This is a genomic window from Streptomyces sp. NBC_00210, from assembly GCF_045160975.1.
Lineage (GTDB): Bacteria > Actinomycetota > Actinomycetes > Streptomycetales > Streptomycetaceae > Streptomyces.
Map to the genome: position 1 here is coordinate 2,848,226 of NZ_CP108120.1, position 15,114 is coordinate 2,863,339.

The following is a 15,114-nucleotide window of genomic DNA, read 5'->3' on the forward strand; positions in this document are numbered from 1 at the left end:
CGGCTCGACGGGTCTCAGCCGGAGGGGCTGCCGGGGGCGCCGGACGGGGCGCCCGGCTCGGGGCCGGACCCAGGGTCCGGCGCGACATCCGACCCGGCGACCGACCCGGCGGTCGGCGCCGCGTACGGCACCGCGTCTGGTGTGATGTCCGGTGCAGCGTCTGGTGCGGAGTTCGGGAAGCCCCCGGACACCCCCGCCGCTACCGGCCGGAGCCGTGCGCGCTTGCCCATGCGCTCGACGTCGCGCCGCGAGGCAACCACGCGCCGGTGCTGCTGGTTACGGGTCAGCTCACCGGGACCGCGTCCGCCGACCACCCGGGCCACGATGAACAGCAGCAGCACGAGAGCCATCAGCAGGGCTGCGGAGCCGAACCCGCGGGCGATCAGGCTGGGCTGCGGGGACCCCACCAGTTGGAAGGTCGCCAGCGGCAGCGAGACCTGTGGACCACTGAGCGCGTTGGTGTTCAGGTCGGCCGTGAAGCCGGAGGTGAGCAGCACCGGCGAGGTCTCGCCGATCCCGCGCGCGGTGCCCAGGATCACGGCGGTGGTGAGCCCGGAGCGTGCGGTGGGCAGCACCACGGTCCAGACCGTGCGCCACTGGCTCGCGCCCAGCGCGTAGGACGCCTCGCGCAGCGAGCCCGGCACCAGCCGGATGACCACGTCGGAGGCGCGGATGATGATGGGCAGCATCATCACGCTGAGCGCAAGGGCGGCGGCGGACCCGGACTTGTCGACGCCGAGGATGAGGATCACCGTGGCGTAGATGAACAGGCCGGCCACGATCGACGGCAGCGCCGTCATCGCCTCGACGATGGTCCGTACGAACCGGGCGTACCGGCCCGGCACTTCGTTGAGGAACACCGCGCACGCCAGCCCGAGCGGCACAGTGATCGCCAGCGAGATGGCGATCTGCTCCAGCGTGCCGACGATCGCGTGCACGACGCCGCCGTCGGTGAGCGGCTGCAGCGGGCCGGTGCGCGACATGTCCTGGGTGAAGAAGTTGAGGTGCACCAGAGCGGACTTGCCGCGCCACAGGGTGTACACGACCACCAGGACCAGCGCCGCGAGCAGCAGCGTGGCGAGGCTCTGCCACAGCACCGCCGCGACCTTGTCCCGTACCGCCACGCCGTTCTCGTCGAAGGAGACAAGTACGGCGTAGACGCCGAGAAAGAGCACGTAGCCGACGACCGCGAAGCCCAGCATCGAGTCGAACGGAGCGATCCAGGTGAACAGGAGCACCGTCAGGGCGAGAGATCCGACGGCGGCGCCCGCCAGGGCGAGCACGTCCGACCCGTGCACCGACGAGGTGTTCCGGCGGACTTCGGGGGTCTCGTCCCGTCCTTCGGTGGTCGGCCGTACGGTCCCCGCCGGCCGCTTGTCCAGGAGGTCGGTCATCTCAGGCCTCCGCCCCGCTGCCCGAGCGGCTGCGGGCCGCGATCGAGGAAGCGATGAAGTTCACGACAAGGGTCATCAGGAACAGCGCGAGTCCCGCGGCCATCAGGGCCGACATCCCGAAGGCGCTCGCGGATCCGTAGCGCAGTGCGATCAGCGCCGAGACCGAGTTGGCGCCGTTCTGCAGGATGTGCGGCTGTACGGCGAAGACCGGGGAGATGATCATGTAGACGGCGATCGTCTCGCCCAGCGCCCGGCCGAGCCCGAGCATGGTGCCGCCGATCACGCCGCCCCAGCCGAACGGCAGCACGACCGCGCGGATCATTCCCCACCGGGTCGCCCCGAGCGCGAACGCGCCCTCGCGCTCTCCCGGAGGCGCCTGGGAGAACGTCTCCCGCATCACCGAGCAGGCGATCGGCGTGACCATGAGCGCCACGACGATGCCCGCGATGAAGGTGGAGGACGTGTAGACGGTCGTCGTCTCCAGCGGGTCGTGCGGGTCGCTCCCGTCGACCTTGAAGACCGGGATCCAGGAGAAGTACGTCGCGATCCAGCGGGAGAGCCCCACCACATGCCCCTGCAGGAAGAAGGCGCCCCACAGCCCGTACACCACACTCGGCACCGCGGCCATGAGGTCCACGAGGGAGACGAACGTCCGCTTCAGCCGCCGCGGCGCGTACTCCGCGATGTACAGCGCGGTGCCGAGCGCCAGTGGCACCGCGATGCTGATCGCCACGAGGCCGATGAGCACCGTGCCGGTGAGCACCGCCGCGATCCCGAAGCGGTGGGCATCCGGCTCCCACGCGGACGTGGTGAGGAACGAACCCTTGGCGACATCGAGCGCCTGAGACGCGCGGTAGGTGAGGAAGACACCGACCAGCAGCATGATGGCCAGCACAACGGCCCCGCTCCCGCGCGCCGCCCCACGAAAGAGGCGGTCCGCCGGCTCACCCCTGCCGCGCAGCGCGCGCGGCACGTCCACGGGGTCCGGGCCCGGCTCGGACGGACGTCCGAGCCCAGGTACGGCAACTGTCATCACGCACTCGTCCCGGCGCCGATACCGGTACGCGAAAGGGTGTGACCTTCGCCGTCCGGCCCTTCACGGGTGGACCTGGACCGCGCAGGACCGCGCAGCGGCAGCCCGCGCGGGCGGGGCCGGTTCGGCATTCCCTCGGTCAGCTGGGCCACCGGGACCGCGGCCAGGAACTGGCTGAAGTTGTACTGGCACTCGCGATGGCGCTGGTAGGCCCGTCCGGCGACGGCGACAGCCCGCCCCTCCAGTTCGAGTCGCCATGTCCAACTGCCCGTCATGTCCGACATGGTGAGGAACCCACGGGCCTGCGCGATCTGCTCCCGGAGCCGGGTCACCGCTGCCTGACACGTCGCGAGGCTGCCGAACGCTTCAGCGCTGCGACCCAGTTCACGGTTGTTCGCCCCGACCAGCCGCCATCCGACCGGTTTCTCCCCTTCTTCCGGTCTCTGTGGCGATACTCGTACTGCGTACAAAAAGCGCGGCCGAACCATCGAAACCACCCACCCCTCCGTCTTTCGCCTCTGCGCTTTTCGCCACTGGCCGAAAGACCGCCCCAAGCGCCCCTGACAGTGGCGGGTTGTGTAGGGCCTGTGTGCACAGCGAGGTGAAGGCCGAACGGGGGGAAGGTGAATGGAAAGCTCCGATGAACCCAAGGTAATCGTGATCAAGATTCTGGTGACGCTGTGCGCTCCCGCGAGGCCCGGCAGATCAAGAGGGCGGACATGACTCCGCCTCGCCGCGTGAAAACGGGCGAGGCGGAGGTGCCCGGGCTTGGCCCGGTCCCTACAGCGGCCGGTCGGTGCGCCGTAGGGACCGGACCGTGCCGAGGCGGGTCAGACCGCGGGCATCAGTACCTTCGTGGCCCCCTCCTCCAAGTTGTGCCGGTCGGCCCAGTTGGTGAGGGCCGTACTGCACGCGTGATCGACATGGCGCAGCTCGAGCAGGTCGAGCTCGATGTGCCGGTCCTTCGGCAGTCCCTCGAGGGTGTCGAGGATCCGGGGCAGCCGGAGGAAGGTCGCGTTGCCCGAGACGACCACGCGAAGTGGCTCGCTCCGGTCGGCGCCTTCATCGACGTGCACCTGGACGTGCGATGTCTCCCACGCCGTCTTGGCGACGGCGAGCAGCAGCCCGGCCAGCACGCCCTCGAACATGTTGGTCGCGACGATGGCGACCGCGGTCGCCACCAGGATCAGCGCCTCCCCGCGGTGCTCGCGCCACAGCGGCCCGAGTTCCTTCAGTGGGATGAGCTTCCAGCCGGAGAAGACCAGGATGCCGGCGAGCGCGGCGACCGGTATGAGACCGAGCGCGGCGGGTACGAGCGCCGCGAAGAGCAGCAGCCATACGCCGTGCAGCACCCGTGACACCTTGGTCCGGGCACCTGCCTGCACATTGGCCGCGCTGCGCACGATGACCGCGGTCATCGGCAGCGCCCCGAGGGCTCCGCAGACGGCGTTGCCCGCCCCCTGCGCCATCAGCTCCTTGTCGTAGTCGGTGCCGGGGCCGGTGTGCAGCCGGTCGACGGCAGCGGCGCTGAACAGGCTCTCCGCCGACGCGATGAGCGTGATGGCGACGACCGTGCCCATGGCCCCGACCACTCCGGCGTCCGCGATCCTGCCGAGGTCGTCGGCGGACGGTGGCCGGATCGCGCCCAGCAGCCCCTGTACGTCGACCCGCTTCACGGACAGCCCGAACAGCCCCACCACGGAGGTGGTCAGAGCCACGGCGGCCAGCGGTGCGGGGACCAGCCGGACCTTCGCCGGCAGATGCTTCCAGAGCGCCATCATCGCGACGGTGACCGCGCCGAGACCGAAGGCGGTCAGCGCCTGCGGCGAGCCGGCCGTACGGACGAGCAGCGCGGGCAGACCGATGAGGTTGGCGGGGCCCGAGCCGGGCGCCTTCGCGTCGGCCATGGCGTAGAGCTGACCGGCGATCAGTACGAGGCCGATCCCGGCGAGCATCCCTTCCACCACGGCGATGGAGATGGCGCGGAACCAGCGGCCCAGTCGCAGCGCGCCCATGACCAGCTGGAGCACGCCCGCCGTGAGGACGAAGACGCCCAGGGCCCCGAGTCCGAATTCGTTGACGGCTTCGAGGACGAGGACGGTCAGCCCCGCGGCGGGTCCGCTGACCTGGAGGCTGCTCCCGGGGAGCAGTCCGGTGACGAGCCCGCCGACGATGCCGGTGACCAGGCCGAGTTCGGCGGGGACGCCGGAGGCGACGGCCACGCCCACGCAGAGCGGCAGGGCGACGAGGAAGACGACGACGGACGCGGTGAGATCGGTTCGCAGCGTCGAGGCGGAGGGTCGCTCCGCGCGCTGCGCCGCCGCCCGGCGGTGGCGTCCGCGGTTGCCGCGTTCGGGGGCGTCGGGTTCGCGGGCGTCGCGTTCGCGGGCGTCGCGTTCGCGGGCGTCGCGTTCGCGGGCGTCGCGTTCGCGGGCGTCGCGTTCGCGGGCGTCGCGTTTGTGAGTGTCGCGTTCGCGGTCGTCGCGTTCGCGGGTGTCGGCGGCGCTCACAGCGGAAGGAACGCGTCGTCGTGCGGCCGGTGGGCGAGCACGGAGCCGGTGTCTATCTCGTAGAACCAGCCGTGCAGCATCAGCCGCCCTTCCGCGGCCCGGCGGGCGACGCAGGGGTAGTCGCGCAACCGCCCGAGCTGGCGCAGCACATGGTGCTGTACGGCCTCGGCGATGGCCGGGGACGAGTCGGTGAAGAGGGGTGGGGGTGACGTACTTTCCAGCCAGCCGCGGACCGCGGGTACGGCGGAGAGATCCTCGCCGCGCACTATCGCGCCGACGGCACCGCAGTGGGAGTGGCCGCAGACGACGATGTCGGCGACGCCGAGCACCTCGACGGCGTACTCGATGGTGGCCGCCTCGCTCGAGTGACGGTCGGGGTCGTGTTCGGGGATGATGCTGCCCGCCGTGCGGAGTTCGAAGAGCTCGCCGGGGCGGGCTCCGGTGATCAGCGAGGGGATCACCCGTGAGTCGGAGCAGGTGATGAACAGCGCTTGCGGGGACTGACCGTCCGCGAGGCGGCCGAACTCGTCGGCGCGGGCGGCGGCCCGTTCGCGGAAGGCGCGGGCATTCTTCATGAGCATGTACATGGGGGTGTTCCTCCAGCGCGCCCAGGGCACGCGGTGGTGAGTCGTCATGTCGAATCGCAGGTAACGGAGTGGGGGAAACCGTGCGGGCGACGAAACGATCAGAGACGGAACACCTGCAGAACGGGGAGCCGTGCTGCGGGGGGCTGTCCGGGTGGACCGGGAGGTGCACCCGTCGGGGGGCGGCGGAGCACCCAGGAGGCGGCGGAGCCGTCCTCACCCGTCGTGGCCGGGGAAGGCCGATTGCCTGTGGGCGGGGCGTGGGCGGTCGGCAGCCTGTTGGGCCGGCCGCCGTTGCGGGACGGGGGCGGCTCGTCCAGGGCATCCGGATCATCCCAGGGCAAGTCGACGGGTGAGACGCGTAAGCCGGGTTCGTCGGGCGAGTTGGGCTCACCGGCCGGGTCCCGTGCGCCGGTCGACTCGGGATCACCGGTCGACTCGGGGGCACCTGGCGATTCGAGGTCGTCCGGTGACTCGGGTGAGGAGTCGGCCTCCCGGGAAGTCCCTCCGGCGCCCAACTCCACTTCCCCGGCCACGGATACGGCCGACTGGCAGAGGAGAAGGACCGTGAGCAACAGGGAGCACAGTGTGCCGAGTGCATCCGGTGCTGCGGTACGCCTTGTCACGGTCCCTCCCCGACTTCGTCCTTGGCTTCATCTCAGCGATTGGTCCAACTGGTCAGTAACACCAGTCTCGTCAGTCACTGTGACAGCACGACGGCGCAAAAGTCAGCGATTCGTTAAACATTCGTGAGCGTCACACCACTTGACAGCAGACGCATGCCGGCGCTACCCGGGGTCACCCCAGTTGAGGCGCTGTTCGCGTCCCGCAGGACCCGATGCCGCCCTATTCCTCGATCGCCCCGCCCACTTCTCGCAGATGCTCGCGGAAGCTCAGGGAAGGCGTCTGCCGGCGCCGGGCGAGGTAGGTGTCGAACTGCACCTGACTGCGCAGAGAGACACCGGCACGGATCTGTTCCGCCTGGCGCCGCTCGGTGTCGCGGATCGTCTCCGCAAGCGTGAAGATGTCCGCGGCGCGGGCGGCCGGCACAAAGAGCACGCCATCGTCATCGCCCAGGACCACGTCCTCACGACTCACCGTCCAGTCGCCCACGCGGGCGGACTCCAACGCATCGTGGGGACGGGCCTGAAGGCTCAGCGGGCCGGTGGGGATCGCTCCAAGGCTGAAGACCGGCAGGCCAATTGCCCGAATGTCGGCCGTGTCCCGATGCAGGCCCCAGATCACGATTCCCGCCAGACCGGCAGCCTGAGCCTCCAGAACGACGAGATCGCCGACGCACGCCTCATCGAGTCGTCCGCCGTTGTCCACCACCAGCACATCGCCGGGCGCGCCCCCTTCGAACGCCTCCAGGAAGATGTCGACGCTGCCGACATGCCGAGCAGGGGACACACGGCCGACCAGGCGGCTTCCGGGCACCACGGCGTGCACAGGCGCAGGCGCACAGTGCACCGGGATACGAGCGCGAATGCATGCGTCCGCCAGATGGGCGGTCGTCAGGGTCTCGAACCGCCGCCGAAGCTCTTGAGGATCCATGGTGTCCTTCCTCTCACACTTCGGCCCTCGCCCTTCAGTCTTCGCCCTCCAAGTCGCCCTCCGTCTCCAGGAAGACCTGGCGCAGGGCCGCGAGGACTTCCGGGTCCGGCTTTGCCCACATGCCGCGCGACTCGGCCTCCAGCAACCGCTCCGCGATGCCGTGCAGAGCCCAGGGGTTGGCCTCCTGGAGGAATGCGCGGTTCGTCGGGTCCAGGACGTATGTCTGGGTGAGCTTGTCGTACATCCAGTCGGCCACCACGCCCGTCGTCGCGTCGTAGCCGAACAAGTAGTCCACCGTCGCGGCGAGTTCGAAGGCGCCCTTGTAGCCGTGGCGGCGCATGGCCTCGATCCACTTGGGGTTGACCACGCGGGCGCGGAAGACGCGGGAGGTCTCCTCGACCAGGGTGCGGGTGCGGACCGTTTCCGGGCGGGTGGAGTCGCCGATGTAGGCCTCGGGGGCCGTGCCGCGCAGGGCGCGGACCGTGGCGATCATGCCGCCGTGGTACTGGAAGTAGTCGTCCGAGTCCGCGATGTCGTGTTCGCGGGTGTCGGTGTTCTTCGCCGCGACCGTGATGCGCTTGTACGCCGTTTCCATCTCGGCGCGGGCGGGGCGGCCGTCCAGCTCACGGCCGTATGCGTAGCCGCCCCAGACCGAGTAGACCTCGGCGAGGTCGGCGTCGGTGCGCCAGTCGCGGGAGTCGATCAGCTGGAGCAGGCCCGCGCCGTACGTGCCCGGGCGGGAGCCGAAGATACGGGTCGTGGCGCGGCGTTCGTCGCCGTGGGTCGCCAGGTCCGCCTGGGTGTGGGCCCGTACGAAGTTCATGTCGCCGGGCTCGTCCAGGGACGCGGCGAGGCGGACCGCGTCGTCCAGCAGGGCGATCGTGTGCGGGAACGCGTCCCGGAAGAAGCCCGAGATGCGCAGCGTCACGTCGATACGGGGCCGGCCCAACTCCGCCGACGGGATCGGCTCCAGGCCCGTGACGCGGCGCGATGCCTCGTCCCAGACCGGGCGGATGCCCAGCAGCGCCAGCGCCTCCGCGACATCGTCGCCGCTCGTGCGCATCGCGCTCGTACCCCACAGGGAGAGACCGACGGAGGGCGGCCAGTCGCCGTTGTCCGTGCGGTAGCGGTGCAGCAGGGAGTCCGCCAGGGCCTGGCCCGTCTCCCAGGCCAGCCGGGACGGGACCGCCTTCGGGTCGACCGAGTAGAAGTTGCGGCCCGTCGGGAGGACGTTGACCAGGCCGCGCAGCGGGGAGCCGGAGGGGCCGGCCGGCACGAAGCCACCGTTCAGCGCGTGAACCGTGTGGTCCAGCTCGGCCGTGGTGGCGGACAGGCGGGGGACGACCTCCCGGGCGGCGAAGTCCAGGATCGCGGCGACCTCCTCCCCGTACTCGCTGGGGACTGCCGCGGGGTCCCACCCGGCATCGTCCATTGCCTGGACCAGGGCGCGGGCCTTGTCCTCCGCCTCGTCCGCCGTCGTACGTGTGGCCGCCGACTCGTCCAGGCCCAGCGCCTCCCGCAGCCCCCGCAGCGACGCCGTGCCGCCCCAGATCTGGCGGGCCCGGAGGATGGCCAGGACGAGGTTGACGCGGTCCGCACCCGAAGGGGCGTTGCCCAGTACATGGAGTCCGTCGCGGATCTGCGCGTCCTTGACCTCGCACAGCCAGCCGTCGACATGGAGCAGGAAGTCGTCGAAGCCGTCGTCGTCCGGGCGGTCCTCCAGGCCCAGATCGTGGTCGAGCCTGGCGGCCTGGATGAGGGTCCAGATCTGGGCACGGATCGCCGGGAGCTTCGACGGGTCCATGGAGGAGATCTGGGCGTATTCGTCCAGGAGTTGTTCCAGGCGCGCGATGTCGCCGTAGCTCTCGGCACGGGCCATCGGCGGTACGAGGTGGTCGACGAGGGTGGCGTGGACGCGGCGCTTGGCCTGGGTGCCCTCGCCCGGGTCGTTGACCAGGAAGGGGTAGATCAGCGGGAGGTCGCCGAGCGCGGCGTCGGGCCCGCAGGCGGCGGACAGGCCCGCGTTCTTGCCGGGCAGCCACTCCAGGTTGCCGTGCTTGCCCAGGTGGATCATGGCGTCGGCGCCGAAGCCGCCGTCGGACTGCGTGGCCGCGATCCAGCGGTAGGCGGCCAAGTAGTGGTGCGAGGGCGGCAGATCGGGATCGTGGTAGATCGCGATCGGGTTCTCGCCGAAGCCGCGCGGCGGCTGGATGAGGATGAGGAGGTTTCCGCGGCGCAGGGCCGCGAGGACTATGTCGCCCTCCGGGTTGCGGCTGCGGTCCAGGAACATCTCGCCGGGCGGCGGGCCCCAGTGTTCCTCGACCGACGATCGCAGTTCCTGAGGCAGCGTGGCGTACCAGCGCTTGTAGTCCGCCGCCGGGATACGGACCGGGTTGCGCGCCAGCTGCTCCTCGGTGAGCCAGTCCTGGTCGTGGCCGCCCGCCTCGATGAGGGCGTGGATGAGCTCGTCGCCGTCGCCCGACGCAAGGCCGGGGACCTCCTCCGTACCGAAGTCGTAGCCCTCCGCCAGCAGCCGGCGCAGCAGGGCGACCGCGGATGCGGGGGTGTCCAGGCCGACCGCGTTGCCGATACGGGAGTGCTTGGTGGGGTACGCGGAGAGCACGAGTGCGAGACGCTTCTCGGCGGCCGGGATATGGCGAAGACGTGCGTGGCGTACGGCGATTCCGGCGACCCGAGCGGCCCGCTCGGGGTCGGCGACGTACGCCGGAAGACCGTCCTGGTCGATCTCCTTGAACGAGAACGGGACGGTGATCAGACGGCCGTCGAACTCCGGCACCGCGATCTGGCTCGCGGCGTCCAGCGGCGACACGCCCTCGTCGTTCTCCTCCCAGGTGCTGCGCGAGCCGGTCAGGCACAGGGCCTGGAGAATCGGCACGTCCAGACCGCTCAGCGCGCCCGCGTCCCAGGACTCGTCGTCGCCGCCCGCGGATGCGTCGGCCGGGCGGGTGCCGCCCGCGGCGAGGACCGTCGTGACAATCGCGTCGGCAGCGCCCAGCGCGTCGATCAGCTCGGGTTCAGGGGCGCGCAGCGACGCGACGTACAGCGGCAGGGGCCGGCCGCCCGCGTCCTCGATCGCACCGCACAGGTCATCCACGAAGGCGGTGTTGCCGCTCATGTGGTGGGCCCGGTAGTAGAGCACCGCCACCGTCGGGCCGCTCACCTCGCGCGCTGTGCGCTCCAGCGGGCCCCAGGTGGGCGCGGGGGCCGGCGGCTCGAAGCCGTGGCCGGTGAGCAGCACGGTGTCGGAGAGGAAGCGGGCCAGCTGCTCCAGGTTGGCGTGGCCGCCGTGAGCCAGGTAGGCGTGCGCCTCGGCGGCGATGCCGACCGGGACCGTGGACGCCTCCATCAGCTGGGCGTCCGGGGCCTGTTCGCCGGTGAGTACGACGACCGGCAGCCCGGCCGCCAGCAGCTGGTCGAGTCCGTCCTGCCAGGCCCGTACGCCGCCGAGGAGACGTACGACGACGAGCTGTGCGCCGTCCAGCAGGGCGGGCAGCCCGGCGAGGTCCAGCCGGGTCGGATTGGCGAGGCGGTACTCGACCGGGCCCCCTGCCGCGCGAGCGCTGAGCAGGTCGGTGTCGGAGGTCGACAGCAGCAGAAGCATGCGTGCGGAGGCCTTCCTCGGGGTGTCCGCGCCCCGGGCGGTGTGGACGGCAGGAGTTCCTGGCTCACCCGGTGTGGACCGGGCTCACAGTGGCGGGACCGCGCCGGATTCGCACCGGGCTTCCTCCATGTCGCCGTCGCAGGCGATGACGGGCCGGGTGGCCCGTCGATGAGCATAGTAAGGCTCGGGCAGTAAGGCCCGAGCCGCAGGTGGAGGGCGTACGGGCGGCGAGCGGGCGGTCGGTATGCTCGCCGCCATGCCGACGGCCCCTGGCCCCCGCACGACCGGGGCGACGTCCCCCCTGCGGGATCGCGGTGACGCATGCCCCGGCGCGCTGCGGCTGCACACGGCTGACGACGGGGCGCTCGCCCGGGTGCGGATACCGGCCGGGGTGCTCACCGTGCGGCAGGCGCTGGCTCTTGCGGATGCCTCGCAGCGCCTGGGAGACGGGTCTTTGCACCTCACGTCCCGCGGCAATGTGCAGCTGCGCGGGCTCGCGACGGGGTGTGCCGGGGAGCTGGCGGATCTGCTCGGTGCGGCGGGGCTGCTGCCCTCGCCCCGGCACGAGCGGGTGCGGAACATCGTCGCCTCGCCTCTCTCCGGTCTCGACGGGCTGGGAAATGCCGATGTGCAGCCCTGGGCACGGGAGTTGGACCGGCTGCTGTGCGCGAGCGAGGCGGCACTCGGGCTGTCGGGACGCTTTCTGTTCGCGTGCGACGACGGGCGCGGGGACGTGGCCACGCTGGGCGCGGATGTGACGATCGTCGCGGCCGGCGATGCGGATGCGCTGCTGCGGCTGGGAGCGGATGATGCGGCGCTGTCGGTACGTGCGGAGGATGCGCCGCGCGCCGCGCTGCTCGCCGCCGAGGTCTTTCTGGACGCCGTCGGCTCCCGCACCTGGCGGGTGAGTGAACTGCCCGGCGGTACCGCGGAGTTGACCCGGAACGTGGCACATCGGCTGGCCGCGGAAGGGGTCCGTGGCCGACTGTCCGCCGTTGCCCCGGCCGCCGGGTCCGCGCCCGCTCCCGGCGTCGTCGCGGGTCCGGGCGGGCGCACCTCGCTGTCGGTCCTGGCTCCCCTGGGCCGGCTCACCGGCGCACAGTGGCGGCTGCTGGCCGCCGTCGCCGAGCGCGGCGGCAGCGGTGAGTTGCGTCTCACTCCCTGGCGCGGCGTGATCCTTCCCGGGTGCGACGGCCCCGGCGCCGACCTCGCTTCCGCCGGGCTCATCACCTCCCCCGCCTCCCCCTGGCTCGGCGTCGGCGCCTGCATCGGACGGCCCGGATGTGCCAAGTCCCTCGCCGACGTACGCGCCGACGCGGCGGCGGCACTCGGCCCGGACTTCTCCGGGCTGCCCGTGTACTGGTCCGGGTGCGAGCGCCGTTGCGGCCACCCGCACGGTGACCGGGTCGACGTCGTGGCCACCGCCCACGGCTACGACGTCTGCGTACGCGGCGAGCGCCGGCACACCGGCGTCACCGCACCCTCAGAACTCGCCGCCACCGTGGCGGCTGCGCGCACGACCGCCGTGACGCGTTGACGAAATGAGCGAGAGCACAGTGTTCGACTACGAGAAGGACGGCGCGGCGATCTACCGCCAGTCCTTTGCCACCATCCGCGCGGAGGCGGACCTCACGGGGCTGCCCGCCGACGTCAGCCAGGTCGCGGTCCGGATGATCCACGCCTGCGGCATGGTCGACCTGGTACGCGACCTTTCGTTCACGCCGGAGGTCGTGGCCCGCGCCCGTCGGGCGCTGCGGGCCGGCGCGCCCATCCTGTGCGATGTCGCCATGGTGGCCAGCGGGGTGACCCGGGGGCGGCTGCCCGCGGACAACGACGTCGTGTGCACGCTGTCCGACCCCTCGGTCCCGGACCTCGCCGCAAAGCTCGGCACCACGCGCAGCGCCGCGGCCCTGGAGCTGTGGCGCGACCGCATGGAGGGGGCGGTGGTGGCCGTCGGAAACGCCCCCACCGCTCTGTTCCGGCTGCTGGAGATGATCGAGGAGGGCGCTCCCCGCCCGGCCGCGGTCATCGGTGTGCCGGTCGGCTTCATCGGCGCCGCCGAGTCCAAGGACGCGCTCGCCGAACACCCCGCGGGCCTGGAGCACTTGGTGGTGCGCGGACGCCGTGGCGGCAGCGCCATCGCCGCGGCCGCGATCAACGCGATAGCGAGCGAGGCGGAATGAGCACCAAGCAGACCGGCCGGTTGTACGGGGTCGGGCTCGGGCCCGGCGATCCGTCCCTGATGACCCTGCGTGCCGTGGAGGTCATCGCCGAGGCGGATGTGGTCGCGTACCACAGCGCCCGGCACGGCCGTTCCATCGCGCGTTCCATCGCCGCGAAGCACCTGCGTGCCGACCATGTCGAAGAGCCGCTGGTCTACCCGGTCACCACGGAGACCACCGACCATCCCGGCGGCTACCGGGGCGCGATGGAGGAGTTCTACACCGAGGCCGCTGCCCGGCTGGCCGTGCATCTCGACGCGGGCCGCACGGTCGCGGTGCTCGCGGAGGGCGACCCGCTCTTCTACGGCTCGTACATGCACATGCACAAGCGGCTGGCCGACCGGTATCCGACGGAGGTGATCCCCGGAGTCACCTCGGTGAGCGCCGCGGCCGCCCGGCTCGGCACACCGCTGGCCGAGGGCGAGGAGGTGCTGACGATCCTGCCCGGCACGCTGCCGGAGGAGGAGCTGACCGCGCGGCTCGCCTCGACGGACTCGGCGGTGGTGATGAAGCTGGGCCGTACGTTCACCAAGGTGCGCCGGGCGATCGAGGGCTCCGGGCGACTGGACGAGGCGCGCTATGTCGAGCGGGCCACGATGGCCGGGGAGCGTACGGGCGAACTGGCGGACGTCGACCCGGAGTCGGTGCCGTACTTCTCGGTGGCGGTGCTGCCGAGCCGTATCGACGCTCCGACGGAGGTACGGGAGCGGGGCGAGGTCGTCGTGGTCGGTACCGGGCCCGCGGGTCCGCTGTGGCTGACCCCCGAGACGCGGGGCGCGCTGGCCGCGGCCGACGATCTCGTCGGCTACACCACGTACCTGGACCGGGTGCCGGTGCGCCCCGGCCAGCTTCGGCACGGCTCCGACAACCGGGTCGAGTCCGAGCGTGCCGAGTTCGCGCTCGACCTCGCGCGGCGCGGGCGGCGCGTCGCTGTCGTCTCCGGCGGCGACCCGGGCGTCTTCGCCATGGCCACCGCCGTGCTGGAGGCTGCCGGACAGGACGCGTACAAGGACGTGCCGGTGCGGGTGCTGCCGGGGGTGACGGCCGCGAACGCGGCTGCCGCCCGCGCGGGTGCGCCGCTCGGCCACGACTACGCGACCATCTCGCTCTCCGACCGGCTCAAGCCGTGGGAGGTCATCGCGGAACGGCTGCGCGCGGCCGCCGCAGCCGATCTGGTGCTCGCCCTCTACAACCCCGGGTCGCGGAGCCGGACCTGGCAGGTCGGCAAGGCGCGCGACCTGCTCCTTGAGCACCGGGCGGCGGACACGCCCGTGGTGCTGGGCCGGGACGTCGGCGGGGCACAGGAGAGCGTACGCATCGTGCGGCTCGCCGAACTCGATCCGTCCGAGGTCGACATGCGCACGATCCTGATCGTCGGCTCTTCGCAGACGCAGACGGTACGGCGCGGGGACGGCGAGCAGATCGTCTGGACGCCGCGGCGCTATCCGGAGAGCGGGAGCTGAGCGAGCCAGCCGGCCGCCTCGTCGGGGGTGGCCGCCACCGGGACGCCGGGCGGGACCGGGGGCCGTTGCACGACGACCACCGGCAGTCCGGCCTCCCGGGCGGCGGTGAGCTTGGGGGCGGTGGCGGCCCCTCCGCTGTCCTTGGTGACCATGACATCGATGCGATGGCGGGCCAGCAGCTCGCGCTCGCCGTCGAGGGTGAAGGGGCCGCGGTCGAGCAGCACCTGCATGCGGGGCGGGTGCGGGGGCTCGGGGGCGTCCACGGACCGAACGAGGAACCACGGTTCGGCGAGGTCCGCGAAGGCGGCGAGACCCATCCGGCCGGTGGTGAGGAAGACCCGCTGCCCGAGGCCCGGCAGCAGCGCGGCGGCTTCTTGCAGTGACGCGGCCGGGCGCCAGTCGTCGCCCTCGGCTGCGACCCAGCCGGGGCGGCGCAGGGCGAGCAGGGGAACATGGGTCTCGGCGGCGGCAGCGGCCGCATGGAAACTGATCGTCCCGGCGAAAGGGTGGGTGGCGTCGATGAGGGCGTCCACGTTGTGCGCGCGCAGCCACTGGGCGAGGCCCTCGGCGCCGCCGAAGCCGCCGATACGGACCTCGCCGGCGGGCAGCCTCGGCTGCGCCACCCGCCCGGCGAGCGAGGAGGTCACGCGTACCCTCCCGGGCAGGATCTCGGCGAGCCGCCGTGCCTCCGTCGTTCCGCCGAGGATCAGTACGTGCATCGGGTCTCGGGTC

Annotated in this window: 11 protein-coding genes and 1 riboswitch; of the genes, 3 read left to right on the forward strand and 8 right to left on the reverse strand. The window is 71.8% G+C overall.

Features of this window, described 5'->3' with window-relative positions; genetic code table 11:
- Positions 1-14 precede the first annotated feature (14 nt).
- The 7 genes from pstA to cobN all read right to left on the reverse strand — a co-directional run bounded on the left by pstA (position 15) and on the right by cobN (position 10,697).
- Positions 15-1,394, reverse strand: coding sequence for a phosphate ABC transporter permease PstA (gene pstA, locus OG729_RS12740; protein ID WP_405806073.1), 1,380 nt, complete (start codon positions 1,392-1,394; stop codon positions 15-17).
- 1 nt (position 1,395) lies between these two features.
- Complete coding sequence (gene pstC / locus OG729_RS12745; protein WP_405806075.1) at positions 1,396-2,427, reverse strand: phosphate ABC transporter permease subunit PstC; 1,032 nt, start codon at positions 2,425-2,427, stop codon at positions 1,396-1,398.
- A complete protein-coding gene (locus OG729_RS12750; protein WP_405806077.1) occupies positions 2,427-2,702 on the reverse strand; it encodes a hypothetical protein in 276 nt (91 codons plus the stop codon). Before OG729_RS12750 ends, pstC begins: the two co-directional genes overlap by 1 nt.
- Positions 2,703-3,257: 555 nt before the next feature.
- Positions 3,258-4,712 (reverse strand): SulP family inorganic anion transporter, encoded by a 1,455-nt coding sequence (locus OG729_RS12755; protein ID WP_405811119.1) that lies wholly within the window; start codon positions 4,710-4,712, stop codon positions 3,258-3,260.
- A 221-nt stretch (positions 4,713-4,933) separates the two neighbouring features.
- A complete protein-coding gene (locus OG729_RS12760; RefSeq protein WP_405806079.1) occupies positions 4,934-5,524 on the reverse strand; it encodes a carbonic anhydrase in 591 nt (196 codons plus the stop codon).
- A gap of 843 nt (positions 5,525-6,367) precedes the next feature.
- Positions 6,368-7,075 (reverse strand): RraA family protein, encoded by a 708-nt coding sequence (locus OG729_RS12765; RefSeq protein WP_405806080.1) that lies wholly within the window; start codon positions 7,073-7,075, stop codon positions 6,368-6,370.
- 34 nt (positions 7,076-7,109) lie between these two features.
- Complete coding sequence (gene cobN / locus OG729_RS12770) at positions 7,110-10,697, reverse strand: cobaltochelatase subunit CobN (protein WP_405806082.1); 3,588 nt, start codon at positions 10,695-10,697, stop codon at positions 7,110-7,112.
- Positions 10,698-10,750: 53 nt separating this feature from the next.
- A riboswitch (cobalamin riboswitch) is annotated at positions 10,751-10,843 on the reverse strand.
- A 110-nt stretch (positions 10,844-10,953) separates the two neighbouring features.
- Here cobN and cobG point away from each other — a divergent pair.
- Genes cobG through OG729_RS12785 form a run of 3 tightly spaced genes read left to right on the forward strand, consistent with a single transcriptional unit; the run spans position 10,954 to position 14,382 of the window.
- Positions 10,954-12,234 (forward strand): precorrin-3B synthase, encoded by a 1,281-nt coding sequence (gene cobG / locus OG729_RS12775; protein ID WP_405806083.1) that lies wholly within the window; start codon positions 10,954-10,956, stop codon positions 12,232-12,234.
- A 4-nt stretch (positions 12,235-12,238) separates the two neighbouring features.
- Positions 12,239-12,880, forward strand: a complete 642-nt coding sequence (locus tag OG729_RS12780) for a precorrin-8X methylmutase (protein WP_360872379.1) — start codon at positions 12,239-12,241, stop codon at positions 12,878-12,880.
- Positions 12,877-14,382, forward strand: a complete 1,506-nt coding sequence (locus OG729_RS12785) for a precorrin-2 C(20)-methyltransferase (RefSeq protein ID WP_405806084.1) — start codon at positions 12,877-12,879, stop codon at positions 14,380-14,382. The genes OG729_RS12780 and OG729_RS12785 overlap by 4 nt, the downstream gene beginning before the upstream one ends.
- Here OG729_RS12785 and OG729_RS12790 read toward each other — a convergent pair.
- Positions 14,361-15,101, reverse strand: coding sequence for a cobalt-precorrin-6A reductase (locus OG729_RS12790; RefSeq protein ID WP_405806085.1), 741 nt, complete (start codon positions 15,099-15,101; stop codon positions 14,361-14,363). The two genes, OG729_RS12785 and OG729_RS12790, sit on opposite strands and share 22 nt — an antisense overlap.
- Positions 15,102-15,114: the final 13 nt, after the last annotated feature.

Excerpts from the sequence above, each read along its gene's own strand:
- OG729_RS12760 (WP_405806079.1), bottom strand. The coding sequence starts at position 5,524 with ATGTACATGCTCATGAAGAATGCCCGCGCCTTCCGCGAACGGGCCGCC.
- OG729_RS12765 (WP_405806080.1), bottom strand. The coding sequence starts at position 7,075 with ATGGATCCTCAAGAGCTTCGGCGGCGGTTCGAGACCCTGACGACCGCC.
- cobG (WP_405806083.1), top strand. The coding sequence starts at position 10,954 with ATGCCGACGGCCCCTGGCCCCCGCACGACCGGGGCGACGTCCCCCCTG.
- OG729_RS12750 (WP_405806077.1), bottom strand. The coding sequence starts at position 2,702 with ATGACGGGCAGTTGGACATGGCGACTCGAACTGGAGGGGCGGGCTGTC.
- OG729_RS12780 (WP_360872379.1), top strand. The coding sequence starts at position 12,239 with ATGAGCGAGAGCACAGTGTTCGACTACGAGAAGGACGGCGCGGCGATC.
- OG729_RS12790 (WP_405806085.1), bottom strand. The coding sequence starts at position 15,101 with ATGCACGTACTGATCCTCGGCGGAACGACGGAGGCACGGCGGCTCGCC.
- OG729_RS12785 (WP_405806084.1), top strand. The coding sequence starts at position 12,877 with ATGAGCACCAAGCAGACCGGCCGGTTGTACGGGGTCGGGCTCGGGCCC.
- pstC (WP_405806075.1), bottom strand. The coding sequence starts at position 2,427 with ATGACAGTTGCCGTACCTGGGCTCGGACGTCCGTCCGAGCCGGGCCCG.
- pstA (WP_405806073.1), bottom strand. The coding sequence starts at position 1,394 with ATGACCGACCTCCTGGACAAGCGGCCGGCGGGGACCGTACGGCCGACC.
- cobN (WP_405806082.1), bottom strand. The coding sequence starts at position 10,697 with ATGCTTCTGCTGCTGTCGACCTCCGACACCGACCTGCTCAGCGCTCGC.